The 26802-nt window shown below is 36.6% G+C and carries 27 protein-coding genes; 16 read left to right on the top strand and 11 right to left on the bottom strand.

Going from position 1 to position 26802, the window contains the following annotated elements; translation table 11 throughout:
• Positions 1–7 precede the first annotated feature (7 nt).
• A complete protein-coding gene (gene mutS / locus GZ212_RS15245) occupies positions 8–2617 on the bottom strand; it encodes a DNA mismatch repair protein MutS (RefSeq protein ID WP_166962136.1) in 2610 nt (869 codons plus the stop codon).
• Positions 2618–2737: 120 nt separating this feature from the next.
• Here mutS and GZ212_RS15240 point away from each other — a divergent pair, with 120 nt between their 5' ends.
• From GZ212_RS15240 to GZ212_RS15230, 3 genes are read left to right on the top strand one after another with little or no spacing between them, the layout of a single operon-like run.
• A complete protein-coding gene (locus tag GZ212_RS15240; RefSeq protein WP_166962134.1) occupies positions 2738–3268 on the top strand; it encodes an RNA methyltransferase in 531 nt (176 codons plus the stop codon).
• Positions 3268–3921 (top strand): class I SAM-dependent methyltransferase, encoded by a 654-nt coding sequence (locus GZ212_RS15235; RefSeq protein ID WP_370520500.1) that lies wholly within the window; start codon positions 3268–3270, stop codon positions 3919–3921. The genes GZ212_RS15240 and GZ212_RS15235 overlap by 1 nt, the downstream gene beginning before the upstream one ends.
• 39 nt (positions 3922–3960) lie before the next feature.
• Positions 3961–4620, top strand: coding sequence for a hypothetical protein (locus GZ212_RS15230; RefSeq protein WP_166962131.1), 660 nt, complete (start codon positions 3961–3963; stop codon positions 4618–4620).
• Between the two features lie 20 nt (positions 4621–4640).
• Here the strand turns inward: GZ212_RS15230 and GZ212_RS15225 are convergent, their stop codons facing one another.
• Positions 4641–5129, bottom strand: a complete 489-nt coding sequence (locus tag GZ212_RS15225) for a GyrI-like domain-containing protein (protein ID WP_166962128.1) — start codon at positions 5127–5129, stop codon at positions 4641–4643.
• Complete coding sequence (gene folK / locus GZ212_RS15220; RefSeq protein ID WP_166962125.1) at positions 5119–6252, bottom strand: 2-amino-4-hydroxy-6-hydroxymethyldihydropteridine diphosphokinase; 1134 nt, start codon at positions 6250–6252, stop codon at positions 5119–5121. Before folK ends, GZ212_RS15225 begins: the two co-directional genes overlap by 11 nt.
• A 69-nt stretch (positions 6253–6321) precedes the next feature.
• Between folK and GZ212_RS15215 the strand changes: the two genes are divergently transcribed.
• The 9 genes from GZ212_RS15215 (at position 6322) to GZ212_RS15175 (ending at position 16207) form a co-directional block, all read left to right on the top strand.
• Positions 6322–7026, top strand: a complete 705-nt coding sequence (locus GZ212_RS15215) for a queuosine precursor transporter (protein ID WP_166962122.1) — start codon at positions 6322–6324, stop codon at positions 7024–7026.
• Positions 7027–7113: 87 nt separating this feature from the next.
• Positions 7114–9750, top strand: coding sequence for an AsmA-like C-terminal region-containing protein (locus tag GZ212_RS15210; RefSeq protein ID WP_166962119.1), 2637 nt, complete (start codon positions 7114–7116; stop codon positions 9748–9750).
• A 148-nt stretch (positions 9751–9898) separates the two neighbouring features.
• Entirely contained in the window at positions 9899–10762 is an 864-nt protein-coding gene (locus tag GZ212_RS15205; protein ID WP_053969840.1) for an RNA polymerase sigma factor RpoD/SigA, read from the top strand.
• A gap of 32 nt (positions 10763–10794) precedes the next feature.
• Complete coding sequence (gene rpsU, locus GZ212_RS15200; RefSeq protein ID WP_053969841.1) at positions 10795–10989, top strand: 30S ribosomal protein S21; 195 nt, start codon at positions 10795–10797, stop codon at positions 10987–10989.
• A gap of 2 nt (positions 10990–10991) precedes the next feature.
• Positions 10992–11435, top strand: coding sequence for a GNAT family N-acetyltransferase (locus GZ212_RS15195; protein ID WP_166962115.1), 444 nt, complete (start codon positions 10992–10994; stop codon positions 11433–11435).
• A gap of 6 nt (positions 11436–11441) precedes the next feature.
• The gene (locus GZ212_RS15190) at positions 11442–12845 is read left to right on the top strand and encodes a sodium:solute symporter (protein ID WP_166962112.1); all 1404 of its coding nucleotides are present in this window, start codon (positions 11442–11444) and stop codon (positions 12843–12845) included.
• A 4-nt stretch (positions 12846–12849) separates the two neighbouring features.
• Complete coding sequence (locus tag GZ212_RS15185; RefSeq protein WP_166962109.1) at positions 12850–13992, top strand: amidohydrolase; 1143 nt, start codon at positions 12850–12852, stop codon at positions 13990–13992.
• On the top strand, positions 13985–15130 hold the full coding sequence (gene alr / locus GZ212_RS15180) for an alanine racemase (protein WP_166962106.1): 1146 nt from the start codon (positions 13985–13987) through the stop codon (positions 15128–15130). Before GZ212_RS15185 ends, alr begins: the two co-directional genes overlap by 8 nt.
• Before the next feature lie 3 nt (positions 15131–15133).
• The gene (locus GZ212_RS15175; protein WP_166962103.1) at positions 15134–16207 is read left to right on the top strand and encodes an alanine racemase; all 1074 of its coding nucleotides are present in this window, start codon (positions 15134–15136) and stop codon (positions 16205–16207) included.
• Here the strand turns inward: GZ212_RS15175 and GZ212_RS15170 are convergent.
• Together GZ212_RS15170 and GZ212_RS15165 are read right to left on the bottom strand one after the other, a co-directional pair.
• On the bottom strand, positions 16204–16425 hold the full coding sequence (locus GZ212_RS15170) for a hypothetical protein (RefSeq protein WP_053969846.1): 222 nt from the start codon (positions 16423–16425) through the stop codon (positions 16204–16206). The two genes, GZ212_RS15175 and GZ212_RS15170, sit on opposite strands and share 4 nt — an antisense overlap.
• Before the next feature lie 51 nt (positions 16426–16476).
• Positions 16477–17274, bottom strand: a complete 798-nt coding sequence (locus GZ212_RS15165) for a DUF2797 domain-containing protein (RefSeq protein ID WP_166962100.1) — start codon at positions 17272–17274, stop codon at positions 16477–16479.
• A 42-nt stretch (positions 17275–17316) separates the two neighbouring features.
• Between GZ212_RS15165 and GZ212_RS15160 the strand changes: the two genes are divergently transcribed.
• Positions 17317–18831 carry a GH3 auxin-responsive promoter family protein gene (locus GZ212_RS15160; RefSeq protein ID WP_166962097.1) on the top strand — a complete coding sequence of 505 codons (1515 nt, stop codon included), beginning with the start codon at positions 17317–17319 and terminating at the stop codon, positions 18829–18831.
• 222 nt (positions 18832–19053) lie between these two features.
• On the opposite strand, the gene clpX is transcribed toward GZ212_RS15160, so the two are convergent.
• The 6 genes from clpX to GZ212_RS15130 all read right to left on the bottom strand — a co-directional run bounded on the left by clpX (position 19054) and on the right by GZ212_RS15130 (position 24379).
• Positions 19054–20286, bottom strand: a complete 1233-nt coding sequence (clpX, locus tag GZ212_RS15155) for an ATP-dependent Clp protease ATP-binding subunit ClpX (protein ID WP_053969849.1) — start codon at positions 20284–20286, stop codon at positions 19054–19056.
• Between the two features lie 25 nt (positions 20287–20311).
• Entirely contained in the window at positions 20312–20986 is a 675-nt protein-coding gene (clpP, locus tag GZ212_RS15150) for an ATP-dependent Clp endopeptidase proteolytic subunit ClpP (protein WP_053969850.1), read from the bottom strand.
• A gap of 96 nt (positions 20987–21082) precedes the next feature.
• Positions 21083–22411: a trigger factor gene (gene tig / locus GZ212_RS15145; protein WP_166962094.1), complete on the bottom strand. Its 1329-nt coding sequence runs from the start codon at positions 22409–22411 to the stop codon at positions 21083–21085.
• Positions 22412–22520: 109 nt separating this feature from the next.
• Positions 22521–22868 (bottom strand): phage holin family protein, encoded by a 348-nt coding sequence (locus GZ212_RS15140; RefSeq protein WP_053969852.1) that lies wholly within the window; start codon positions 22866–22868, stop codon positions 22521–22523.
• A 32-nt stretch (positions 22869–22900) separates the two neighbouring features.
• On the bottom strand, positions 22901–23665 hold the full coding sequence (locus tag GZ212_RS15135; protein WP_166962091.1) for an alpha/beta fold hydrolase: 765 nt from the start codon (positions 23663–23665) through the stop codon (positions 22901–22903).
• Positions 23666–24379, bottom strand: coding sequence for a pyridoxine 5'-phosphate synthase (locus GZ212_RS15130; protein WP_166962088.1), 714 nt, complete (start codon positions 24377–24379; stop codon positions 23666–23668).
• Positions 24380–24465: 86 nt separating this feature from the next.
• Here GZ212_RS15130 and GZ212_RS15125 point away from each other — a divergent pair, with 86 nt between their 5' ends.
• The 3 genes from GZ212_RS15125 (at position 24466) to GZ212_RS15115 (ending at position 26800) form a co-directional block, all read left to right on the top strand.
• Positions 24466–25125, top strand: coding sequence for a CBS domain-containing protein (locus GZ212_RS15125; RefSeq protein WP_166962085.1), 660 nt, complete (start codon positions 24466–24468; stop codon positions 25123–25125).
• Entirely contained in the window at positions 25126–26010 is an 885-nt protein-coding gene (locus GZ212_RS15120; protein ID WP_166962082.1) for an NAD kinase, read from the top strand.
• A gap of 100 nt (positions 26011–26110) precedes the next feature.
• Positions 26111–26800: a DUF6089 family protein gene (locus GZ212_RS15115; protein WP_053969857.1), complete on the top strand. Its 690-nt coding sequence runs from the start codon at positions 26111–26113 to the stop codon at positions 26798–26800.
• The last annotated feature ends 2 nt before the right edge of the window (positions 26801–26802 follow it).

Here is a 26802-nt window from a genome sequence, read left to right as displayed (position 1 = left end):
AAATTATTTAAGCCTGCTTCTTTTTCACTAGCATCCTTTTGATTTCATTGAGCTTCATTAGAGCCTCAACTGGTGTCAACGTATCAATATCTGTATGCAAAATCTCCTCCTTAATTTGTTCTAATAAGGGATCATCCAAATTAAAGAAACTCAATTGCAAATCATCTGTTAAAGTCTTTACTTTATCGGTCAACTCTTCACTGGAATGGGACTTTTCAAGTTTTTCCAAGATTTTATTTGCTCTACGAATGACCTGTTGTGGCATCCCTGCCATTTTCGCCACATGGATTCCAAAACTATGCTCACTACCTCCTTCTACCAGCTTCCTTAAAAATAGTACGTTATCTTTCAACTCTTTTACGGATACATTGAAATTCTTGATACGACCAAACGTTTCACTCATCTCATTCAACTCGTGATAATGGGTCGCAAACAACGTTTTTGGTTTGGCTGGATGCTCATGTAAATACTCGGTGATGGCCCATGCAATGGAAATTCCATCATAGGTGCTTGTTCCACGACCTATTTCATCCAATAACACCAAACTCCTATCCGAGATGTTATTCAAAATAGACGCCGTTTCATTCATCTCAACCATGAAAGTAGACTCGCCCATAGAAATATTATCACTGGCTCCTACCCTAGTAAAAATCTTGTCAACCAATCCCAATTTGGCCGATTCGGCTGGAACAAAACTTCCTATTTGCGCCATCAAAACAATTAAAGCAGTTTGACGTAAGATGGCCGATTTACCAGACATATTAGGACCTGTTATCATTATGATTTGCTGGTCATCTCTTGTTAAGAGTACATCATTGGCAATATAGGCCTCACTTGGCGGCAATTGTTTTTCAATAACCGGATGTCTACCATTTTTGATATCCAAATCATGCGATTCATCAATGATGGGATAGGTATAATTACTTTCTTGAGCCAATTGGGTAAACCCTGAAAGACAATCTAACTGTCCTATTAAAAAGGCGTTTTGCTGCACGGGCTTGATATATTGACTCATCCAGGAAACCAGTTCCCCAAACAATTGTTGCTCGATCGTCAAAATACGCTCTTCGGCACCTAGTATCTTGGATTCATATTCTTTAAGCTCTTCGGTTATATAGCGTTCGGCATTTACCAATGTTTGCTTTCTGATCCATTCTTGAGGCACCTTATCCTTATGTGTATTTCTAACTTCTATATAATATCCAAATACATTGTTGGAAGCAATTTTAAGCGACGGAATCCCCGTACGTTCGCTTTCACGATCCAGCATCTCATCCAAATACTGTTTCCCAGAACTGGAAAGCTTTCTTAAATCATCCAACTCTGCCGAATAGCCTTCTGCAATGGTATGCCCTTTTAACACATTGACCGGAGCATCCTCATTGAGCATCTCCTTGATTTTCTGCCTTAGGGCATCACAACTCTGCAACATATCGCCAATGGCACGAAGCGATTCATTTTCACTATTAGAAGCCATAGCCTTTATAGGCACGATGGCTTCCAAGGAATTTTTGAGTTGAATCACCTCTCGCGGACTTACCTTAGCCGTAGCCACCTTTGAAATCAAACGTTCAATATCGCCTATATGCTTTATCTGGCCCTGTAACTTCTGCAAGACCGTTTGATTGTCCTTTAAATACTGAACAACTTGGTGTCGCTGGTTGATTTTTTCTAAGTTTTTTAAGGGAAGTGCCAACCATCTTTTAAGCATACGTCCTCCCATGGGTGTTATCGTTCTATCGATAATATTCAGTAAGGTCACCGCCGCATGGTTATTGGAATGGTATAACTCTAAATTTCTAATAGTAAAGCGATCCATCCAAACGTATTCATCCTCTGCAATCCTACTTATCGAAGTAATATGCTCTAGTTTATGATGCTGCGTCTCCCCTAAATAATGCAGGACTGCTCCTGAAGCAATAATCCCCTCATATAAATTATCAATTCCAAAGCCTTTGAGAGACTTCGTGTCAAAATGCCTTGTTAGGGTTTCATTGGCATAATCAGGCTGATACACCCAATCTTCCATATAAAATGTATGGTGATCGTCACCAAAAGCCTCTGCAAACTCCCTTCTTTTTTGTTTGGAAACCAGCACTTCACTTGGTCCAAAATTCTGAAGCAACTTATCGATATATTCTTCGTCTCCCTGAGAGGTTAAAAACTCACCAGTAGAAATATCCAAAAAGCTAATTCCGATATACTTTTTATCAAAATGTACAGCACAGAGAAAGTTATTGGATTTGGACCTTAGCACCTCATCATTCAAGGCCACACCTGGGGTTACTAATTCTGTCACCCCTCTTTTGACAATGGTCTTAGTTTGCTTGGGGTCTTCCAATTGATCACAAATGGCTACCCGTTCACCAGCCTTTACCAATTTTGGCAAATAAGTGTTTAAAGAATGATGTGGGAAACCAGCCAATTCGGTTCTTTCTCCACCATTATTTCTATTGGTCAAAACAATATCCAAAATCTTGGCTGCCTTAACGGCGTCTTCTCCAAACGTCTCATAAAAATCCCCAACCCGGAAAAGCAATAACGCATCAGGATACTTTGCCTTAATAGTATTGTATTGTTGCATTAACGGGGTTACTTTTTTTGCTTTTTTAGCCAATGGTTAAATGATTTTATTCTATTATTTTTGCCAATAAGTATAGCTGCTAAAGTAACTATATTTTCAAGGTTTTTGAAACTGATAACCTATAAGTTATCTACATTTATCCACAAAGGTCGCATGCGTAAATTAAAAAACAGTGAGTTAGAACGATTAAGCATTGAAGAATTCAAATCTTCTGAAAAGACACCCATTATTGTCATTCTGGACAATATCAGAAGTCTGAATAATATCGGTTCGGTTTTTAGGACAAGTGACGCTTTTTTAATAGAAAAAATATACTTGTGCGGTATCACTGCCAAACCACCACACAAAGACATTCACAAAACAGCTTTGGGCAGTACAGAGACTGTGGCTTGGGAATATGTGGAAAACACCCTGGAATTGGTCAAAAAACTACAAGCGGAGGGCGTTCAAATAGCTTCCATAGAACAGGCTGAAAACGCTACCATGCTAAATGATTTTCAACCAGACCCAGGAACCACCTATGCTCTGGTATTTGGAAATGAAGTAAAAGGGGTATCACAAGAAGTAGTTAGTCATAGTGATTTGGTGTTGGAAATTCCACAATTTGGAACCAAACACTCCTTAAATATCTCTGTAAGTTGCGGCGTGGTGATATGGGATCTATTCAGTAAAATAAACCATTAGTGTCCAAAAGACCCAAACAACCTTGGCCTACTAAGGCGGCCATGGAACAAATTTATGACCAACACCTTTGGGGTGGACACCCACATGATTTCTATTCGGGCGAAGGGTCTCACGACCCACATATAGTCGAGCCTTATGTCGATTCTGTTTCGGCTTTTCTAAAAAACTTTGACCCCTCATTGATTGTTTGTGATTTGGGCTGTGGCGATTTTAATATAGGTAGGCAATTAGCTCCATTCACTCAAAAATATATCGGTATTGATATTGTAGCATCCTTGATTGAAAGAAACAAAACGCTATTCACGGAAAAAGACCTGGAATTTTACACATTGGATATTTCCAAAGACGACCTCCCTCCCGCTGATTGCGTCATTCTACGTCAAGTTCTTCAGCACCTTTCCAACGCAGAAATACAGCGTATTCTAAACAAAATAGTTTCATATAAATACATCATACTCACGGAGCACCTTCCTATGGGAGATTTTACTCCAAACAAGGATATAATCTCAGGTCAAGGCATTAGACTGAAACAAAAAAGCGGGGTGGATCTTTTACAACCACCCTTTAATTTCACCCCTAAAACCCAGCAAATCTTAAATGAAATAACGCTGGACAATCAGAAAGGGTGGATTGTGACGACACTTTACTCATAAATAATTTAACTGCTATTTTTTTTAAAAATCTTCATCATAATGAAACAAATCTCAATACTAATTCTCATTTCAATTTTACATTCAAGTTGTAATCCAAATAGATTATCTTCTGAGGAGAAAAAATTGAAAGAGGAGATTCAACAAAAAGATCAACTGATTTTGGAATTAAAAAAACAAGTTGAAAATTTAGAGAATAGTCAAAACTCAAATTACTATAGATTCCTGAAGACTTCTCAAACTGAAATCAACGTTCCCGAAAAATTAAATAAGGGAGAACAAATATTAATTGATAAGAAGGAATTTACAGATACACTTGATATTTCAGACAATTTTTTCATTTACAAACATACATCTAAAATCATCCAAACGTCAGAATCTAAATTTGAAGCTATTCTTCATGATTATGACGAAGAAAAATCAATATTTGCTAATGACTTTTTTGTGAGGGTAATGACTTTTTATAATGGACAAAGCCTTCCGCTAGAAACCGAAAACACAAAAACCGATATCCACATACTTATTCAACCTACTGAATTAGGTTATGAAAATAAATCCTTTATCATTTCTGATTTTTACCACGTTAAACTCAAAGCTCTTGAAGAAGAAAACAATAGAGTTAAACTTCTATTTGAACACGGACAATTCCCAAGAAAAAATGAGACGATAATAATTCAACCTGAATTAGTGAAATTTGAATAAAAAATAAAAACTCAACCTGTTCACTCCAATTCCAAAGGCACCCATACCTCCTCTTTATTAATGGGATTTAGCGGATTGTAAGTTTCCGGGAGTTTTTCAAAATGGGGTCTTTTATCCAGCTTATAGTTGGAGGATGGCAACCATTCTTGCAAAATAAATTGCCAAAGTTTAGGAAAATCAGACGGAGAGCCTTCAAAATCTATAACCAAATAGGCTCCTCCTTGCAAAACCAGAGGATTCATCCCCTCGGGTACATTTTCAAAATCTGAAACTTCCACACCTACCCATTTTTCAAAAGAGGTTTGAGGTGAGATATTGTTAAGCACCGCATCATAGTCTTGAATAGAAAAGGAATGGGTCCCTATGCGGTTCTCAATCTCTTTACGCCTCGGCATAAATGCTCTTGCCAAATTCCCTGTTACATGAGCTATGGTTTGAAAGGTTGCTGGAGCATGAACACCCACAACTTTGATATCTTCCACTTGAACAACTTGATGTTTATACGACATGACAAATCTCCTTTAACAGCCACAAATAGTCTTCCCTATTGTGAACAAAATCTCTTTCAGAAATATCTATGATTTTTACCTTTAGCTCGTTTTGATTTTTCAAAAACTCCAAATAACCCGCATTGATTTTTTCTAAATACTCATCTTGAATGTTCTGCTCATAATCACGTCCGCGATGTTTGATGTTTTGCTGTAAACGCTGGGTGTTTTGATACAAATACACATAAAGATCGGGTTTAGCAATGTCTTTATACATCAGATAAAACAGCTTTCTATATAGATTAAATTCATCTTCGGGAAGTGTAATCTTGGAAAAAATCAACGATTTGAATATATCATAATCACTAACGATAAAATCTTTAAACAAATCAAACTGAGAGAGATCGTCGGATATTTGCTGATAGCGATCTGCCAAGAATGACATTTCTAAAGTAAAAGCATATCGTTTGGCATCCTCATAAAATTTGGGCAAAAAGGGATTATCAGCAAAACGCTCTAAAACCAATTTTGCATTAAAATCTTTTGAAATCTGGGTTGCCAAACTGGTTTTTCCTGCTCCAATATTGCCCTCTATAGCAATGTAATTGTATTGGTTGAACTCAAACCTACTTTTAGGATTCTTAAGCCAAATATTGACAGGTTCCAAAGGAGACTGGTCCACACTTTCCTGCTGCAATTCCTTGACTGTTTTTTTAAGTTTAGGATGCACCATTTCTGCAGATAAATCCATAAGTGGCTTTAAAACAAATTGGCGGTTTTGAATCTCGGGATGCGGAACTATCAAGTTATTGTCATTAATTTCCGTCTCGCCATAAAACAACAAATCCAAGTCAATGGTCCGAGATTCATAGCCCGCTCCTTCAGACCGCTCTCGACCCAACCGATTCTCGATGGCCATCAATTCGGTTAAAACCTTTTGTGCTGATAAATTAGTCTCTACCTTCACGCATGCATTATAAAAATCATCACCATCAAAACCAACCGCTTCGGTTTGATAAACTTTGGAAATAGCTTTTACAGCCCCTACCTTCTCAAAGATCAAATCTATGGCTTGCTGTAAATTTTCAAACTTATGGCCTTTGTTACTTCCTAATGTTATGTAGACGTTTATTGCATGGATCATAGTCAGGCAAAATAACTAAAAGAAATTTTAATACTTTATATTTACAAAACCTATTTATCCACAAATTATATGACGTCAAAAGACAAGCTAGCAGCCCAAAACACCTATTTATTTTTAGCAGCTTTATTTATCACTTCACTAGTGGTTTCCAACCTCATATTTCAAAAGTTTTTCTATTGGCACCCATTGGAAGTTAAAATTTTTGACACCAAATTATTTGAAATTTCGGTTGGAATTTTGCCCTATCCCGTCACCTTCCTTATCACCGATTTAATCAGTGAGATCTACGGAAAGAAAAGAGCAAACCATGTGGTTATTGCTGGAATATTTGCTTCTTTCTTTTCCTTATTGATTGTATATGTTTCAAACGCTGTACCGGCAACCGATTGGTCGCCCGTTCAAAACGACTTATTTTCAAAGGTCTTCGGAAGTACTGCCATTGCTGTCTTTGCAAGTATGTTAGCCTATTTATTCGCCCAATTTATTGACATCCAAATTTATCACTTCTGGAAACGTCTGACCAAAGGAAAACACCTGTGGTTGCGCAATAACTTCTCAACCTTCACCTCTCAATTTGTAGACACCAGCACAGTACTCATTTTATTGTGTTCGTTTGGCAAAATTTCATGGGATTTATTCTTCGGCCTTTTAGTAAGCGGTTTTATTTTCAAAATAATTATTGCAGTCCTCGACACCCCGTTTCTATATTTAGGCGTCTATCTTTTTAAAAGGAAATTTAAACTCAAAGAAAACGAAGAAATCAGTCTGTTATAGAATATTAAAGTTTTATTAAACTTTTGCAAACCGCCAACTAGCCCGTTATTTTAATACGTACATACCTACACAACCAAAAACCATTTCATGAAAAAAGCACTAAAAATACTAGGTGGAATAATCATTACCCTTTTTCTTATTTTACTTATTGCCCCATTTGCATTTCAATCGCAAATCAAAGATTTAGTAAAAAACTATATCAATGATAATCTGAATGCCAAGGTAGAATTTACAGATGTTGATTTAAGTCTCATACAAAACTTCCCTAAAGCTCATGTGAGTGTAGACAATTTAGTCATCACTAATAATGCGCCTTTTAAAGATGAAACCTTTGCCACAGTTAAGTCTATTTCCTTTTCTATGCCACTCCCTGAACTTTTTAAAAACACTAGTGAAGGACCTATGGTTATCAATAGCATTCATGTGAATGAAGCGATGGTCACTTTAAAAACAGATAAGTTAGGGAACCACAATTATGACATTACCAAAGAAAGTCCAGAAACTCCAACTACAGAGGATTCTACTGAAAATGGTTTTGCGTTTGAAATTGAAGATTACAGCATCAGCAACAGTGCTATTACCTATTTGGATGAGACCTCAAATATGGAGGTTTATATAACGGAATTGAACCATTCGGGCAAAGGTGTTTTCTCTGCAGAAACGTCAGAACTGGATACTGAAACTGAGACCAATGTAAGTTTTAGCATGGATAGCACCAACTATTTAACCAATAACCATTTCAAATTGGATGCTCTCTTGGCGTTGGATTTGGAAAACAGCAAATACACCTTTAAAGAAAATAAAGCTCTTATTAATCAATTGCCACTGGAGTTTGATGGTTACGTGCAATTAATGGATGAAGGACAGGACATTGATTTAACGTTCCAAAATCCTGGATCTTCGTTTAAAGACTTTTTAGCGCTCATCCCAGAGACCTATTCCAAAGATCTTGATAAGGTAGAAACTAATGGTGATTTTAAAATCTCGGGTGCCGTCAAAGGTTTGCTTTCAGAAGAAACCATCCCAACCTTTGATATAGCTATCACCTCAAATAATGCGGCATTTAAATATCCAGACCTTCCCAAAGGCATCAATGACATTACTATTAATACAATCATCAAAAATGAAACCGGGGAAAAAGATGACACCTATGTTGATATTAAAACTTTAAATTTTGCAATTGATCAAGATAAATTTAAGTCATCAGCCACTATCAGAAACCTCACTTCAAATATGCAGGTGCAAGCATTTGTGGATGGTGTTTTAAACCTAAGTAATTTAACAAAGGCCTACCCAATAACTTTAGATAATGAATTGAGCGGTATACTAAAAGGAAATATCAATACTTCTTTTGATATGGATGCCGTTGAAAACAACCGATATGAAAGAATTAAAACTAGTGGTAATTTAACTTTGACCAATCTCGTTTATTCTTCTGAAGGATTTCAAAATCCTATTCAAATAGAAACAGCAAGCCTCGACTTCAATCCAAGTATTGTCAACGTTACCAACTTTAAAGCAAGAACTGGACAATCTGATCTACAAATGAACGGATCATTGAAAAACTTCATGGGCTTTATTTTCGGTAAAAATAAACTACAAGGAAACTTCAACTTAAATTCAAACAATTTGGTAGTTAGTGATTTTATGACTTCGGAAGTTGAAAATGAAGAAGAGACCTCAGCAAACAATGCAGAAAGCTCCCCGACCAAAATTCCTGATTTTCTGGATTGCACCATTCAAGCCAAAGCCAATACCGTGGTCTACGACAATCTTGAATTAAAAAATCTGAACGGGACGCTTAGCATTAAAGATCAAGAAGCCAATCTACAAAATATGACAGCTAATATCTTTGATGGTACTCTGGCATTAATGGGAACGGTTTCCACCAAAAATGACACCCCTACGTTTAATATGAACTTAGGTGCTGAAGATTTTGATATCTCTAAATCATTTAAGGATTTAGAATTACTGCAAGCTCTTGCTCCTATTGCCAAATTTCTAGAAGGGCAATTGAACACAACGATTAGCTTAAACGGGAATCTAGACGAACAAATGACACCGAGTTTAAATTCAATCTCTGGATCTGCCTTTGCCGAATTATTGACAAGGGAAATCAATACCAGTAATAGTCCTTTATTAAATCAATTGGACAACACTTTCAACTTTATAGATTTTGATGCACTATCAGACAAAGACTTAAAGACTGATTTGGTATTTGACAACGGACAGGTAAATGTGAAACCATTTAAACTAGCTTATAAGGATATTGATATTGAAATTTCAGGTTCCCATGGTTTTGATCAAAACATGAATTATAAGGCAGTATTAGACGTTCCAGCCAAATATTTAGGAAGTGAAGTCAACAGACTTATTGGTAAAATCAATGATAATGAGGTAAACAACATCAGTATCCCAGTTACCGCTAACATAACAGGAGCCATTTCCAATCCAGCTATTTCGACAGATCTCAATGCTTCAGTTTCTAAATTGACACAACAGCTTATTGAGATTCAAAAAGAAAAACTATTGAATGAAGGTGCGGGCGCCATTAAAGATTTATTATCAGGAATTGGTCAGGCACAAGAATCTGCACATCAAGAAAGTGCTGCCGACAGTACGGAGACAACAACAAATAATTCGAACACCGTTCAACAAGGAATCAAAAATGTCTTAGGTGGTCTCTTAAACAAACAGAAAAAAGAATCTGACTCTATAAAATAGGATAAAATTCATGAAAATGACCAAAACTCAATTGATTTAGCATGAATTTTGGTCATTTTTATTAAAGAATTGCCTTTTTCTTTGGATATTTCAATAAAAAGGTTATCATGTAAAGCTAGAGAAACATTTAAATATCTAAATCTTTTACATGAGGCAATTAAAAATTACCAAGCAAGTTACAAACAGGGAATCAAAATCATTGGATAAATATCTTCAGGATATTAGCAAAATCCCAATGATTACCGCCGAAGAAGAAGTAGAACTGGCCCAAAGAATAAAAGAAGGAGACCAGATTGCTTTGGAAAAATTAACCACAGCCAACTTGCGATTTGTAGTTTCAGTAGCCAAACAGTATCAAAACCAAGGACTTAAACTCCCAGATTTAATTAATGAAGGAAACGCAGGACTTGTAAAAGCAGCGAAGCGTTTTGATGAAACTCGCGGATTTAAATTCATTTCTTATGCTGTGTGGTGGATTAGGCAATCGATTCTTCAAGCTCTTGCCGAACAAGCGAGAATCGTTAGATTGCCATTAAATAAAATCGGCTCCATCAACAAAATCAATAAAGCCTTCTCTACCTTAGAGCAAGTGCATGAAAGACCTCCAAGCGCTGAGGAGATTGCCAAGGAGCTGGATATGACTGTTACAGACGTTAAGCAATCCATCAAAAACTCGGGGCGCCATTTATCTATGGACGCGCCGCTTAAAGAAGGTGAAGATTCCAGCCTATATGATGTTGTAAAATCTGGAGAATCGCCCAACCCAGATAAAGATTTAATGAGAGATTCCTTAAATGTGGAAATCAACCGAGCATTAGACACCTTATCTCAAAGAGAAGCAGACGTCATTAGACTTTATTATGGCATCAGCAATGAACAACCTATGAGTTTGGAAGAAATTGGAGAAACCTTTGGGCTTACAAGGGAACGAGTTAGACAGATCAAAGAAAAAGGTATCAGAAGATTAAGACATACCTCAAAAAACAAAATATTAAAAACTTACTTGGGATAGACCTAAGATTCATAAACAATTAAAATCTATACATGATTAAAATCGAAGTAAAAGAAGGAGAAAAAATTGAAAGAGCATTAAAACGTTACAAGAGGAAACACCGTAACGTAAAAATTATGCAAAACTTAAGAGAAAATCAATACTACACCAAAAAATCGGTAAGACGACGCAGAGAAATCCAAAAGGCTGCTTACATTCAGCAGATTAGGGATGAGGAAGCGGTATAATTATGAATGTATTCAAATTATATAACCCCAATACCAAACCAACAGACGAAGAAAAAGAAACCATCATTGGCTTTTTACATACCCATCTTGAACAATATGGGGATAAAAAGGAAGATATTGCCAAATGCCTAGATTATGCAGTAAAAGACAATATCTCGGCACAGGGTGGTTTTGTTTTGGTAATCAAAGATAAAGAAGGTATCAAGGGCATCACCATCATCAATGAAACTGGGATGCAAGGTTATATTCCTGAGAACATTTTGGTATATATTGCTGTTCATCATGATGCCAGAGGCCAAGGAATTGGCAAGCAACTCATGGAAAAAGCCATAGAATTGGCACAAGGCAGTATAGCGTTGCATGTCGAACCAGACAATCCTGCCAAACTTCTTTACGAAAAATTGGGTTTCGAGAACAAATATCTTGAAATGCGACTTCAAAAGTAGCAATCCATGAACGTTATAGACATTCTTGTTTTTGCCGTCTACATGATTATTGTTTTGGGCATTGGTTTCTATTATTACAGAAAAAATAACAGTGCGAAGGATTATTATGTAGGTGGCAACAGTATGAATAGCTGGCACGTAGGGCTTTCAGTTGTAGCCACAGATGTAGGAGGCGGATTCTCCATCGGACTTGGAGGTCTTGGATTTGTGATGGGACTTTCCGGCTCATGGATGTTATTCACTGGATTAGTAGGAGCTTGGTTGAGTGCTGTTCTTCTTATTCCAAAAGTGATTAAAGATGGACACCAATTTCATCTTCTTACCTTCCCTGAACTTCTTAAAAGACATTATGGAAAACAGGTAGCCCTAGTAGCTGGAATTATTTCCTTTATTGGCTACTTAGGTTTTACCTCCTCACAGCTTCTAGCAGGAGCCAAACTAGCTGTAGGAACATTCCCTGAATTAGGCTTAACCAAAGCATTGATTATTATGGGAAGTATCGCTATGATTTATACCGTTTTTGGAGGAATAAAGGCTGTTATATATACAGACACTTTTCAATGGATTATACTGATGGTTGGTCTTATTTTCATAGGCATACCCATTTCTTACATTACCTTAGGAGGTTATGAAACCATCAGTAAAACGTTACCAGCTGAATTTTTTAGTTTATCAAATCTCTCTTGGGTAGAACTAGCTAACTGGGCCATCACAATCATTCCTATTTGGTTTGTAGGCATGACCCTATACCAGAGAATTTACGCATGTAAGAATGAAAAAACCGCCAAAAAGGCTTGGTATATTGCTGGTCTCTTTGAATACCCCATCATGGCGTTTATGGGAGTTGCCTTAGGCTTGATGGCACGAGTAGCTGCCGCTCAAGGTTTATTTTCTGCCGATGGTTTTACATCTGAGGTTGGATTGGATCCAGAAATAGGCCTTCCCATGTTGTTAAAAAATATCCTACCAGTGGGACTCATGGGGTTGATGTTATCTGCCTATTTTTCAGCCATTATGTCCACAGCAGATAGTTGTCTACTAGCTGCTTCGGGTAACTTTACTACAGATATTCTAGGTCTCAATGATAAAAATCCTAGAACTATCCGTATCTCACAAATTATTACCTTTATAATAGGATTTGTAGCTATTTTAATAGCAACGGCCATGACAAGTGTCTTAGATTTGATGTTAAGCTCCTATGCTTTTATGGTTTCTGGGCTTTTAATTCCAGTCCTAGGAATGCTCTATTCTAAAAAGCAAAAACCTTTGGCTGCACTTCTTTCTATGTTATTTGGAGGTTTTTCTACCCTCATTCTTATGTTCTTGGAGGTGCAAATCCCTTATGGTTTTGATCCTATTTTGATAGGAATCACCTTATCATTAACTATTTATATATTAGTGAAAAACTAACCTTATGGGAATACATGGATTGAAAGATTTGATTGCGTTTCGAAAAGAGCTACACAAACATCCAGAACTTTCAGGCTATGAAGTAAAAACAGCCAAAAAAATTTCTGAAACCCTAAAATATTTCAATCCGTCACAAATCATAACCCAACTAGGCGGATTTGGCGTAGCTGCTATTTTTGAAGCCGACAAAGAAGGTCCAACTAGCTTATATCGAGCTGAACTTGACGCTCTTCCAATTAAAGAAATAAATACATTTGATCATGCTTCTGAATATGACAACATTTCCCATAAATGTGGCCATGATGGACATAGCACTATTTTGATAGGACTAGCAAGAGAAATATACAACCATCCCATTTCATCTGGAAAAGTGATTCTACTCTTCCAACCGGCTGAAGAAATTGGTACCGGAGCTAAAGCCATACTGAATGAACCGCTCCTTTTAGAAAAGAAGCCTGATTTTGCATTCGCTCTTCACAATGTTCCTGGGTTTGATATAGGACAGATTATATGTAGAGAAAATACCTTTACCCCTTCGGTCATTAGTCTTGCGATTACTTTGACTGGTAAAACATCGCATGCCGCTGAACCAGACAAGGGCATCAACCCTGACTTAGCTATTTCAGAATTAATCCAGCGAATCAAAGGACTATCAAATCCTGAAGAAACGAATCCCAATTTTTCAACGATTGCAACAGTTTACAGCAGAATAGGATCAAAAGACTACGGTATTTCTGCGGGAGATGGGGAAGTTCATTTTACTTTGAGATGTTGGACCGCCACTCAATTGGAATACTTAAAAAAGGATGTCATAACGATAGTCAAAAAGACCTGTCATATTTACAAACTCAACTATACCATTCAATGGTTTGATGAATTCCTTTCAAACAACAACCATCCAGAAGCAGTTTCTCACATTAAAGAAGCTGCTAATACTCTTGGATTTTCATACGTCAACAAACAGTTCCCTTTTAAATGGGGAGAGGATTTTGGTCTATTTACCCAAAAATTCAAAGGCGCCATGTTTGGGCTTGGTGCAGGACAAAATGCTCCAGCTTTACATAACCCCGATTATGATTTCCCAGATGAAATCATAACTAACGGAATAAACATGTTCCATCAAATAATAAAACAAATACATGCCTAATTCGATTCTTGAAATAAATAAAAAAGCATTAGCTAAAAACATCACATACATACAAACCTTGTTGGATGAAGGAACCATTATTTCTTCGGTTTTAAAAGGGAATGCTTATGGGCATGGAATCTCCATTATGGTTCCCTTACTACAAGAATTGGGTATCAATCATTTTGCAGTGTTTAGCTCCCTAGAAGCCAAACAAGTTTTTGAAAAAGCAAAAGGCGATTTTTCCATAATGATTATGGGAGATATCAGCGAGGAGCATGCTTCATGGGTATTGGAGAATAACATTGAGTTTTATGTGTTTAATATCCAACGATTGGATTACATGGTTCAATTAGCAAAAACCATGAACCGAAAAGCTCGTGTTCATTTAGAAATTGAAACTGGTATGAATCGAACGGGGTTTAATCAGAATGAATGGAAAAACTTAGCGGATACCCTCCTACTGAATAACGAACATTTAGGCATACAGGGAATTTGCACCCATTACGCGGGGGCAGAGAGCATCAGCAACTATCTAAGAGTAAAAAATCAGAGACAAATCTTTAAAAAAGCCATCAAGTTTTTTAAGAAAAAGGGTATTAAACCTGAAAGAATACATGCCTCTTGTAGCGCTGCAGTTCTATCATTTCCTAAGGATAATTATGACATGGTGCGTGTCGGAATTCTTCAATACGGCCTTTGGCCAAGTAGAGAAAATTTCATCTCACATATTACCCAGAAACATGTGCATAAAGATCCTCTAAAACCTATTTTAAGTTGGAAATCCTATGTCATGGACATCAAAGAGGTTCCTAAAGGTCAATATATTGGTTACGGAAATTCGTACCTTGCAGAACAGGATATGACTATAGCATCTGTTCCTATAGGATACGGTTATGGCTATAGCAGGAGTCTAAGCAACCAAGGCCGTGTTATCATTAACAATCAAAGATATGGTGTCACTGGTATTGTAAACATGAACATGCTTCTAATCGATATTACAAGTGACCCAACCATTAAAATAAATGATGAGGTCATTTTGATAGGCAAACAAGGTGACCTGGAAATTACAGTATCTTCCTTCGGAAATATGACCGATCAACTTAATTATGAAGTCCTTTCAAGAATCGATAAAGACATACCAAGAATTATAAACTAAACCATGGCCTATTTTACTTTAAACAAAGCTTCGCTTGTTCATAATTACCAATTTTTAAAGAATCTGTTTGATAGCCACCAAGTAGAATGGGCTCCAGTTCTAAAAATGCTTTGCGGCAATGAACTTTTTCTGGAATTTGTTTTGAGTTTAGGTGATGAACAAGTTTGCGATGCGCGGTTGACAAACCTCAAAACCATTAGGAAAATAAAACCTGAAGTAGGCACTATTTATATCAAGCCACCTTCCAAGCATATCATTAAGGACATTGTCACCTTTGCTGATGTAAGTTTTAATACCGAATTCACCACGATTAAATGGCTATCTGAGGAAGCCAAAAGACAAAATAAAGTACACCGAGTTGTCATCATGATTGAATTAGGAGACTTAAGGGAAGGGATCATGGGAGATCATTTGATGGATTTCTATAAGGCTATTTTTGAGCTTCCAAACATACAAGTTGCTGGTATAGGCACCAACTTGAATTGCCTAAGTGGTGTCATGCCTAGTAAGGACAAACTCATTCAGCTTTGTCTTTACGAACAACTTATTGAAGCCAAATTTGATCAAAAAATAGATGGTGTTTCTGGTGGATCATCTGTAATGGTCCCCTTACTATTAAAAGGCATTGTTCCGAAAGGGATCAATCATTTTAGAGTGGGTGAAACCCTATTCTTCGGGAGCGATCTTTTTGAAAACACCACCATAGAGGGCATGAAAGATGATGTTTTCACCCTGCATTGTGAAATCATAGAAATTACAGAAAAACCAAGCGTTCCATATGGCGAATTGGAAAAAAACCCTTCGGGCGACATGTTTGAAGTAGATGAGTCAAAATGGACAGAAATACAGAAACGAGCCATTCTAGACGTCGGTTTACTGGATGTTTCTAAAATTGATTTTTTAAGATGTTTGGATGAGTCCGTCAATTTTGTAGGCGCGAGCTCAGACATGTTGGTCCTTGATATTTCACAAACTGAAATTGATTACAAGATAGGTGACATCATTAGCTTTAGAACAGATTATATGGGAGCTTTGAGAATTATGAATTCAGAATATATTGAAAAAAGACTGATTTAATCATTTGTGATAGGATGGTCTTCATAAAAGTCTTTAAAGGTTTTATTGGTCCTGTAGTTATCCCTTAAAACTTTATACACCATAATCAACATCATTAGCTGCCCAAAAATCATCACATAATAAACCCAATGGAATGGCAACCCCATACCTACCATAACAGTTAAAGCTACTAGACATAAGGTGGTAAACACCACATAGAACATTACTGGGATTTTCATGTTTTCTTCTTAAAGTACTCAAAAAGAAAACGTACCTCTATTAAAGAGCTGTTAAACTTTAATTTCGATGGCCACAACAAGCCCTTCGTTGGACCGGACATTAAAGACTGTATCATCTTCAAAAATCAGGTATTGCCCCTTAACCCCAACTAATTTACCTTCAAAACTTTTTTGCTTTTCAATATTCAAACTACTGGGTTTTGCAGGATATTTTGAAACAGGAAAATCAAGCTCGGTTTCAGTGTTGTTTTCGATATAATATTCCTTTGCTTCCTCAGGAATAAACTCTTTTAATCGTTCACGCCACTCGACCAGATTTTCATCAACCACATCATTCTTGAGCATGGTTCTCCAATTGGTCTTATCACTCACATGCTCCTTTAGAGCTACTTCGGTAATCCCTGCCAAATATCTATTGGGAACCTCAACAATTTCAATAGCTTCATGTGCGCCTTGATCAATCCACCTAGTTGGCACTTGAGTTTTTCTAGTGACCCCAACTTTCACGCTACTGGAATTCGCCAAATAAACGATATGGGGCTGTAATTGTACTTTCTTTTCATATACTAAATCACGTTCTTCCTGATCCAAATGTGCCTTACTCAATTCAGGCTTCATCACCCAATCTGCTGCTTGAGGAACTTCAAAAAAGCAGCTTTTACAAAATCCCTGGCGGTAGATGGGCTTATCTAAACCACAGTTTAAACACTGGTATTTAACAAATTGCATAGTGATTGTTTTACCCAACAATTGATTCAGATTGATAAAGTCATTTTCAAACACCAAATAGTATTGAATCGGGTTTAAAAACTCAGTCTCCATTTTTGTCAAGACACCTTGGTAGGTCATAAAAAAAAGTATTATTTTTAGTTTTTTAAAGATAATGCAAATATGCCATTTCCAATAGTAAATTCTATTGCTTCTTGGTTTTTAAAGAAACGATTTCACCAGATAGAACTTTTCTTAAAGTACCCCAATGAAGTGCAGATGGAACTGCTTTCCCATTTATTGGAGAAAGCCAAAGACACAGAAATTGGTAGACGCTATGATTTCCAATCCATTGGGGATTATGAAACTTTTGCACAACGCATTCCTATTTCCCACTACGAAGATTTAAGCCCAGACATTGAACGTTCTCGTCAAGGCGAAACCAATATATTCTGGCCAGAACCTATTAAATGGTTTGCCAAATCAAGTGGTACCACAAACAGTAAAAGTAAATTCATTCCTGTAAGTGGAGATTCCTTGGAAGATTGCCATTATGCGGCAAGCAAGGATCTACTGTGTATGTACTTAAACAATAATGAAGATTCCCAACTTTTTACTGGAAAGAGTTTAAGACTGGGAGGAAGCAAAGAACTGTATAGAGAAAATGGAACCATTTTTGGCGATTTATCAGCCATTCTAATTGATAATATGCCCTTTTGGGCAGAGTTCAGCAGCACGCCGAGTAACCGTGTTTCATTGATGAGCAATTGGGAAGAAAAAATGCAGGCCATTGTAGAAGAGACCGTTGAAGAGAATGTGACAAGTTTAGCTGGCGTTCCTTCATGGATGTTGGTGTTATTGAACAATGTTTTAGACTATACTAATAAGGATAGTTTATTGGATATTTGGCCCAACTTGGAAGTTTACTTCCATGGTGGCGTTAGTTTCACTCCATATAAAAACCAATACAAATCAATCCTTCCCAAAAAAGATTTCAGGTATTATGAAATCTATAATGCTTCGGAAGGTTTTTTTGCTATTCAAGACAGGAACAAATCCAGTGAATTATTGCTCATGTTGGACTATGGGATTTTCTACGAATTCATTCCAATGGATAGCTACGGAACAGAATCTGAACACGTCATTCCTCTTAATCAGGTAGAGCTGGGTAAAAACTATGCCATAGTCATTACAACAAATGCAGGTCTATGGCGTTATAAAATTGGTGATACGGTAAAATTCACCTCCATAAAACCTTACCGGATCAAAGTTTCTGGTAGAACCAAGCATCATATTAATGTGTTTGGTGAAGAATTGATCATTGAAAATGCTGAAGATGCCCTAAGAAAGGTATGTCAAAAAACAGGAGCACAAATTGTAGATTATACGGCAGCTCCTATTTTCATGGAAGGCAAGGAAAAAGGGGCCCACGAGTGGCTCATTGAATTTAAAATACCACCTCAAGACATTGATTATTTTAACGAATTGTTTGACAATGCCCTGAAGGCCTTAAATTCAGACTATGAAGCCAAAAGGTACAACAATATGACTCTGAATAAGCCCAAAATTCACATGGCTAGACCCAAACTGTTTTATGATTGGTTAAAACAACATGGTAAATTGGGAGGTCAACACAAGGTCCCTAGGCTCTCAAATACAAGAATGTACCTTGACGATTTGTTAGGCATGAACCAATAGGTACTTAATCGGAGAAATTGACTGTAAGAAAATTTTTATCGAGTATTTTTTAAGGTTGGTCTAAAAGGCATTTTATCTCCTTTTTTAAAAAGGATAATTCTATTAGATTTACCTCAATATTAGAAGAAAACGAATTATAATATTGCATTATTAATTACTTCAATCCATAGAAATAAAAAAGCCTCCTAAACTTAGGAGGCTTTTTTTATGCAGTAAAGCTAATTAGGAAACCGCTTTCAGTTTCTTTAATGTAGTTTTTGTCAATTTATCTTCGGCATAGGCCTTAGTGACCTTAAGCTCTTTGTCATTTGTACCTGGCATTTCAAACATAGCATCCGTTAAAATCTCCTCGCATAAAGAACGTAGTCCACGTGCTCCAAGTTTGTATTCTACGGCTTTTTCAACAATAAAGTCTAAAGCGCCATCGGTGATACTGAAATCGATATCATCCATTTCAAACAACTTTTTATATTGCTTGATGATAGCGTTTTTCGGCTCTGTCAAAATAGCTCTCAACGTTTTATCATCCAACGGATTCATATACGTAAGAACCGGCAAACGTCCAATAATTTCAGGAATCAATCCAAAGTCCTTTAAATCTTTCGGAATGATATATTGCAATAAATTATCATTGTCAATTTGGTCATCAGACATGGAAGCACTATACCCAACAGCTTTCATATTTAAACGCTTGGAGATGATTTTTTCGATACCATCAAAAGCTCCTCCTGCAATGAACAAAATGTTTTCGGTATTGACTTCTATGAATTTTTGATCAGGGTGCTTTCTACCTCCCTTGGGCGGTACATTAACCACTGTACCTTCCAATAATTTCAACAAGGCCTGTTGTACTCCCTCTCCAGATACGTCTCTTGTAATGGATGGATTATCACTTTTACGCGCAATCTTATCTATCTCATCGATAAAAACGATTCCTTTTTCTGCCTTTTCCAAATTGTAATCAGCCGCTTGCAACAATCGGGTTAAAATACTTTCCACATCTTCACCCACATAGCCTGCCTCTGTTAAAACAGTGGCATCAACAATAGCCAACGGCACATTAAGCATACGGGCAATGGTTTTCGCCATTAAGGTTTTACCAGTACCAGTCTGCCCCACCATAACGATATTACTTTTTTGAATTTCAATATCATCATCAGTAGGTGATTGCAATAACCTTTTGTAGTGGTTATAAACAGCCACAGACATCACTTTTTTAGTAGCTTCTTGACCTATAATATATTCATCAAGAAATTGTTTGATTTTTTGAGGCTTACGCAACATCAATTCGGCCGACAACTCGGTGTTATGGCTTTGCTTGGATTCTTCCAATACAATACCATGGGCCTGTTCGATACAACGATCACAAATGTGAGCATCTAAACCTGCAATCAATAAATTAGTTTCTGGCTTTTTTCTACCACAAAACGAGCATTCTAATTCTTCTTTTGCCATACTTTACTTTTACTTACTTCTATGATTAACTGCGCATCAATACTTCGTCAATCATTCCATATTCTTTAGCTTGTTCAGCTTTCATCCAGTAATCACGATCACTGTCATCATATACCTTGTCGTAAGGTTGACCCGAGTGCTTACTGATAATTTGATATAATTCTTCTTTTAATTTTAAAATCTCCCTAGCCGTAATTTCAATATCACTAGCCTGACCTTGAGCGCCACCTAAAGGCTGATGAATCATTACCCTTGAGTGTGGCAATCCACTACGTTTACCTTCTTTACCAGCACATAACAATACTGCTCCCATTGATGCTGCCATACCAGTACAAATAGTAGCCACATCTGGCTTAATAAACTGCATGGTGTCATAAATACCCAAACCAGCATATACACCCCCACCTGGAGAATTTATATAAATCTGAATGTCTTTAGAAGAGTCTGTACTTTCCAAAAACAACAATTGGGCCTGAATGATATTGGCAACTTGATCATTAATTGCCGTTCCCAAGAAGATAATTCGGTCCATCATTAGACGTGAAAACACATCAAAAATCGCAATGTTCATTTGACGTTCTTCAATAATATTGGGAGTTAAACCAACAGGATACATACTACTCATTATCTTGTTGTAGTAAGTACTGCTAATCCCTTGATCTTTTATAGCGAATTTTTCAAATTCTTTAGCGTAATCCATAAATATATTCTAATAAAAATTAACCAATTAAAAAGGCGTTGAAAGCTTAATTTCCAACGCCTAAATATAAGCATTTATTCTTTAAAAGAATCTTAATTACTTGTCTCCGTAAACTTCTTTCACAAAGTTCTCGTAAGTCACTTCCTTCTCTTTAAGCTTTACATTTTCCTTATAAAAGGATAGTAATTTTTGACTAATGATTTGCTCAGAAATTCTACGAACTTCTTCTTGGTTAGTCAAAACTCTTGAAGCGATTCCATCTAATTCCTCTTCAGAAGGATTCATTTGACCAAATTGAGCCATTTGTGCTTTGATCATTTCTTTAGTATGACCAGTCACATCTTCCATAGTCACCTGGATGTTATTATCACCCACCAACTTTCCTTCAATCAATTGATAACGCAATCCTTTCTCAGACTTTTCATACTCTTCTTTAGCTTGTACTTCATCCAAAGGTTGCTCTCCAGATGTTTGAATCCATTTTTGAAGGAATTCTGCTGGTAATTCAAATTTGGTACTGTCAACTAAATATTCAGTTACGTCATTCAACAATTTTTGATCAGCTTGTTGCTTAAATTGTTTCTCAGCATCTTCTTTGATTTTTTCTTTCAAATCAGTTACTGACTTCACTACGTCTTTACCAAATAATTTATCAAACAAGTCTTGATCTAAATCTGCCAATTCACGGTTGTTAATTTCAGAAATTGTAAAGCTCACTTCAATATCCAAATCATGAACTTCATCATGACTTACCTTCAAGGCATGCATTAATTCGTGGTCATCGCTATACAAACCTTTAGTTTTTAAAGTAATAACATCACCAACTTTTGCACCAATAAATTTCTTTTCAGTCGCTTTTCCTTTGAATTTATCTAGGGTTAAAGTAACTCTATTTTCGATACCTTTCTCCTCGTTACTGTAAACACCAGTAACCTCGCTGTCTTTAGAGACTTCTTCTTGAGAAACTAATTTACCATATTGCTTTTGGATGCTTTCAACTTGTTCGTTGATCATTTTGTCATCCGCTATGATAGTATAATGGGTAATTGCTTTTTTAGGACTTAAATCAACTGAAAATTCAGGAGCTAATCCTAATTCAAATTCAAAAGACAATTGCTCTGCATCCCAATCAAGGTTATCTTGTGGCTTTGGAAGTGGATGACCTAAAACATCCAATTTTTCCTCAGTCAAATATTTGTTAAGTGCATCCTGTAAAAGCTTGTTCACTTCATCAACCAAAACTGCTTTACCATACTGCTTTTTAACCATCCCCATAGGTACGTGACCTTTTCTAAATCCAGGTACAGAAGCAGTTTTACGGTAATCCGATAAGATCTTTTCAACTTTGTCGCTGTAATCCGATTTCTCGATATCTACCTTTACTACAGCATTTAACTCATCAATGTTTTCTCTTGTAATATTCATATGGAATGTAATAAACCCTAAGGGTAATAAAACTTATTGTAATTAAAAAGGGTTGCAAAAGTATAACTTTTTCGCAACCCCACAAAGTTTTTAACGGTCTGAAATTCACTTACTTTTTATCCTTATCCAAAAGCGAATGTAGAATAGATTCTAGAATGGATAAAAGAATGCTAAAAAGTATGGCTGTCCAGATGCTACTAACATCAAAACCGCCTATCATTTCCCTGGCAATCAAAATAATAATCGCATTAACCACCAATAAAAATAACCCCAAGGTTAAAATGGTAATGGGCAAGGTCAAGATAACCAATAAAGGCTTGACCAAAAGGTTTAAAATTCCAAGAACCAAAGCCACCAAAATGGCTGTTCCAAAGCCGCTTACAGATACTCCCGGAAGGATGTAGGCCAAAATAATGACGGCCACGGCATTTAATAAAATTTTGAGGATAAGATTCATATCGTAATCGTTTTTCTTAAAAGTACAAAAAACTACTTGATAAAATCTATGACGTAATTATAAAATTCCTCCGGATTCTCGGCATGCAACCAATGTCCCGCATTACTTACTGTTTCAATTTTAGCTTTTGGGAAGTGTCTTTGGATGATTGACTCATCCTCAAGGGAAATATACTCACTTTTATCACCTCTTAAAAACAAGGTGTCACCATCAAATTTCGCATGCATCGGCAAAGCCTCACCTACTTCTTCAACCTGCGCTTTTAAGACCGGTAAGTTCATTCTCAAACCTAGCTGCCCTTTTTCTACCCAATAAAGATTCTTCAATAAAAACTGTCTTGTACCAAAATCGGAAACATATTTGGCCAATTGATCATCTGCCTCTCCTCTTGACCCTAATTCTGAAAAATCCAAACTACTTAGGCCTTCTAGTATTCGATCATGATGTACTGGATAAAACCTAGGAGAGATATCTGCCACCATCAATTTAGAAACCAATTCTGGATACTCTGTGGCAAACAACATGGCTGTTTTACCACCCATGGAGTGCCCTAAAAGGATAATATCTCGCAAATTATTGATTTCACAATAATGTTTGAGGTCTGCTACCAACACTTCATAATTAAAGGCCTCATCATGAAAACTTCGTCCATGGTTTCTTTGGTCTAAAAGATGTACTTCAAATCCTTGCTCGCCAAAAGCCTTTCCAAGGGTTTTCCAGTTATCACTCATACCCAAAAACCCATGTAGAATGATAAACGGGCGACCTTCACCAATAACATTTGAATATAATTCCATTTACTTCAACTTGTTTAAATACATTTGAACCACATTCTCAATACCCAAATAAAGACTTTCAGAAATTAAAGCATGCCCTATTGAGACTTCCAATAACCCAGGAATGTGTTCTTTAAAAAATTGGATGTTATCCAAGGATAAATCGTGTCCAGCATTGATTCCCAACCCTAATTGATTGGCCAGTTCTGCACATGCCGAATAAGGTTTAATTCCATTCTTATTACCCAAACCGTATTGATGCGCAAAGGCTTCGGTATATAATTCAATTCTATCTGTACCAGTCTCTTTAGCACCTTCAATTTGAGCCTCAACTGGATCAACAAAAATGGAAGTTCTAATCCCACTTTCTTTAAATTGGGCGATGACATCCTGAAGAAAGCTCTTATGCTTAATGGTATCCCAACCTGCGTTACTTGTAATAGCGTCCTCTGCATCGGGAACTAAGGTTACTTGAGTGGGCTTTACCTCAAGCACCATTTTATTGAACTTATCTATAGGATTCCCTTCAATATTAAACTCGGTATAGACTTCTGATTTTAAATCATAAACATCTCGATAGGTAATGTGGCGTTCATCTGGCCTTGGGTGAACAGTGACACCCTCAGCACCAAATCTTTGAACATCTCTTGCGAATTGAACTACATTTGGAACATCCCCTCCTCTTGAATTTCTTAGAGTGGCGATCTTATTTATATTAACACTTAGCTTGGTCATTTTTAACGTTTCTTTGAACAAAAATACAAACTGAATCAGGCTTATTGTAGCATTTTTTTGATTAATTTGCAGATAAAAGAAAGTGTATGAACATTGCTGAATTTATCATAAACGACATCAAACCCTTGAACATCAAGGACCATATTGGCGATGTTCAGGTTATGTTCAATCAGCTGACTTACTCTCACATTCCAGTTGTAAATGACTTGAACCAGTATCTAGGCTGTATTTCTGAAAATGACGCTCATTGCCTTGATGGTAAAAAACTTATTTCCGATTACGGACATACTATTGAAGGATTTTTCGTTAGAGATACCACAGTATGGCTTGATGTTTTGGAATCTTTTGCTCAAAACTCGACCAATATCATGCCTGTCCTTGATGTCAAAAACACCTATTTAGGTTACTACGAGCTCAATGATATTATCACCTTATTTAACGAAACTCCATTTTTTGCTGAAGCTGGTGGTATTTTAATCATAGAAAAGGGTATTAATGACTATTCCTTTAGTGAGTTGAGTCAAATTGTAGAATCAAACAACGGGAAACTTTTAGGAGCTTTTATTTCAAAAATTGAAAATGACCTAGTTCAAATCACCCTGAAAGTGGGCAATACAGGACTTAACGACATTATGCAAACCTTTAGAAGATATAGCTACAATATTATTTCTGGACATGAGGAGGACAGTTATATGGAAAGCCTCAAAGAACGTTCTGATTACCTCAATAAATACCTGAATATATAGATGAAGGTAGCAATTTTTGGGCAATTTTACCACCAAAATGCCGAGGAGGCTATAAAGATTCTTTTTGATTATCTCGAAAAGAAAAATGGGGATTTCTTCATTGAAGAAACTTTCTTGCAAATCATCAACAGTCAAATCAATCCCGATGAAAATGCTTACCATTTTAATACCTTCAAAACATTAGATGACAGTTTTGATTTATTAATAAGTATCGGTGGCGACGGCACCATTTTAAGAGCAATTACCTTTGTAAAAGATAAATCCATTCCCATTGTTGGAATCAATACAGGACGATTAGGTTTTTTAGCAACCATTCAAAACAATCGCATTGAAACTGCGATGGACCACATTTTTGAAGGGAGATACAAGATTTCAGAACGTAGTCTATTGGAAGTCAAAACAACACCCTCCAATAAAAATATGGAGAACCTAAATTTCGCATTAAACGAAATTACGGTAAGTCGAAAAAACACCACTTCCATGATTACAGTCGACACTCATTTAAATGGAGAATACCTTACATCATACTGGAGTGATGGCTTGATTGTTTCTACCCCCACGGGCTCTACAGGATATTCTCTAAGTTGCGGTGGCCCAGTAATTGACCCCCATGCTGAAAGTTTTGTGCTCACCCCTATTGCGCCACACAATTTAAACGCAAGACCTCTTGTTATTAAAGACACTACAGAAATTCAATTGAAAGTATCCGGAAGAGAACACCAACATTTAATCTCCCTAGACTCTAGAATAGCAACTTTAGATAATGAAACACTCATAACCATCTCCAAAGCACCTTTCAAAATAAAAATGATAGAGCTCTTAGATGAAAGTTTTCTAGACACCCTTAGAAAAAAACTTCTTTGGGGAGAAGATAAGCGTAATTAAACAATAAAAGTGAATAAATCTTGTTTTAAACCTAACACAAACCCCTACAATTTGTTATTGGGAATTTAGATTTATTATATTTGCAAACTTTTAAGTGTTTATGAGGTATTTAACCACTTTAATCATATTATTTTTTACCGTCCAAATTTGCCATTCGCAAACCCATGAGTTGGGTGTCTTTTTGGGGGGTAGCAACTTTATAGGAGATATTGGCTCGACCAAATACATCGCCCCTAACAAACCGGCTATTGGAGCCGTTTGGAAATGGAATCGTAGCAATAGACACTCCTTCAGGTTTTCTGCAATTTTTTCTGAATTAGAAGGAAGAGACAGTGAGTCTGATGATCCCAGACGACAAGAAAGAAATTATAGTTTTAAAAATGGCGTTGTGGAATTGGCCGCTGGTTTGGAATTTACCTTTTTCGATTACAGTTTACACGATGGCCGACGTAATTTCACCCCATATCTTTTTTCAGGTATTGCAGTTGCCTACCACGATAACTTCTACTATAGAAACGACAGAATTATTGATGAAGACACTGAAAGCTTAGCCTTCGGGATTCCGATGGCACTAGGAGTAAAAGGAAGACTAACCGAGCATATTATTTTGTCTTTTGAAATTGGAGCACGATATACTTTTTCAGATGAAATAGATGGAAGTGAACCAGATTCCCATCAAATTAAAGACACTATGAGCATTGGAAATGTTAATAACAATGACTGGTATGTGTTTTCTGGTTTAACCATTACCTATACCTTTGGCCGAAAACCATGTTACTGCAATTTTTAGGC

Source organism: Mangrovimonas sp. CR14, assembly GCF_011764015.1.
Taxonomy (GTDB): Bacteria; Bacteroidota; Bacteroidia; order Flavobacteriales; family Flavobacteriaceae; genus Mangrovimonas; species Mangrovimonas futianensis.
Note: the sequence above shows the minus strand (reverse complement) of the source record. Positions and strands in the feature narration are given on the sequence as shown.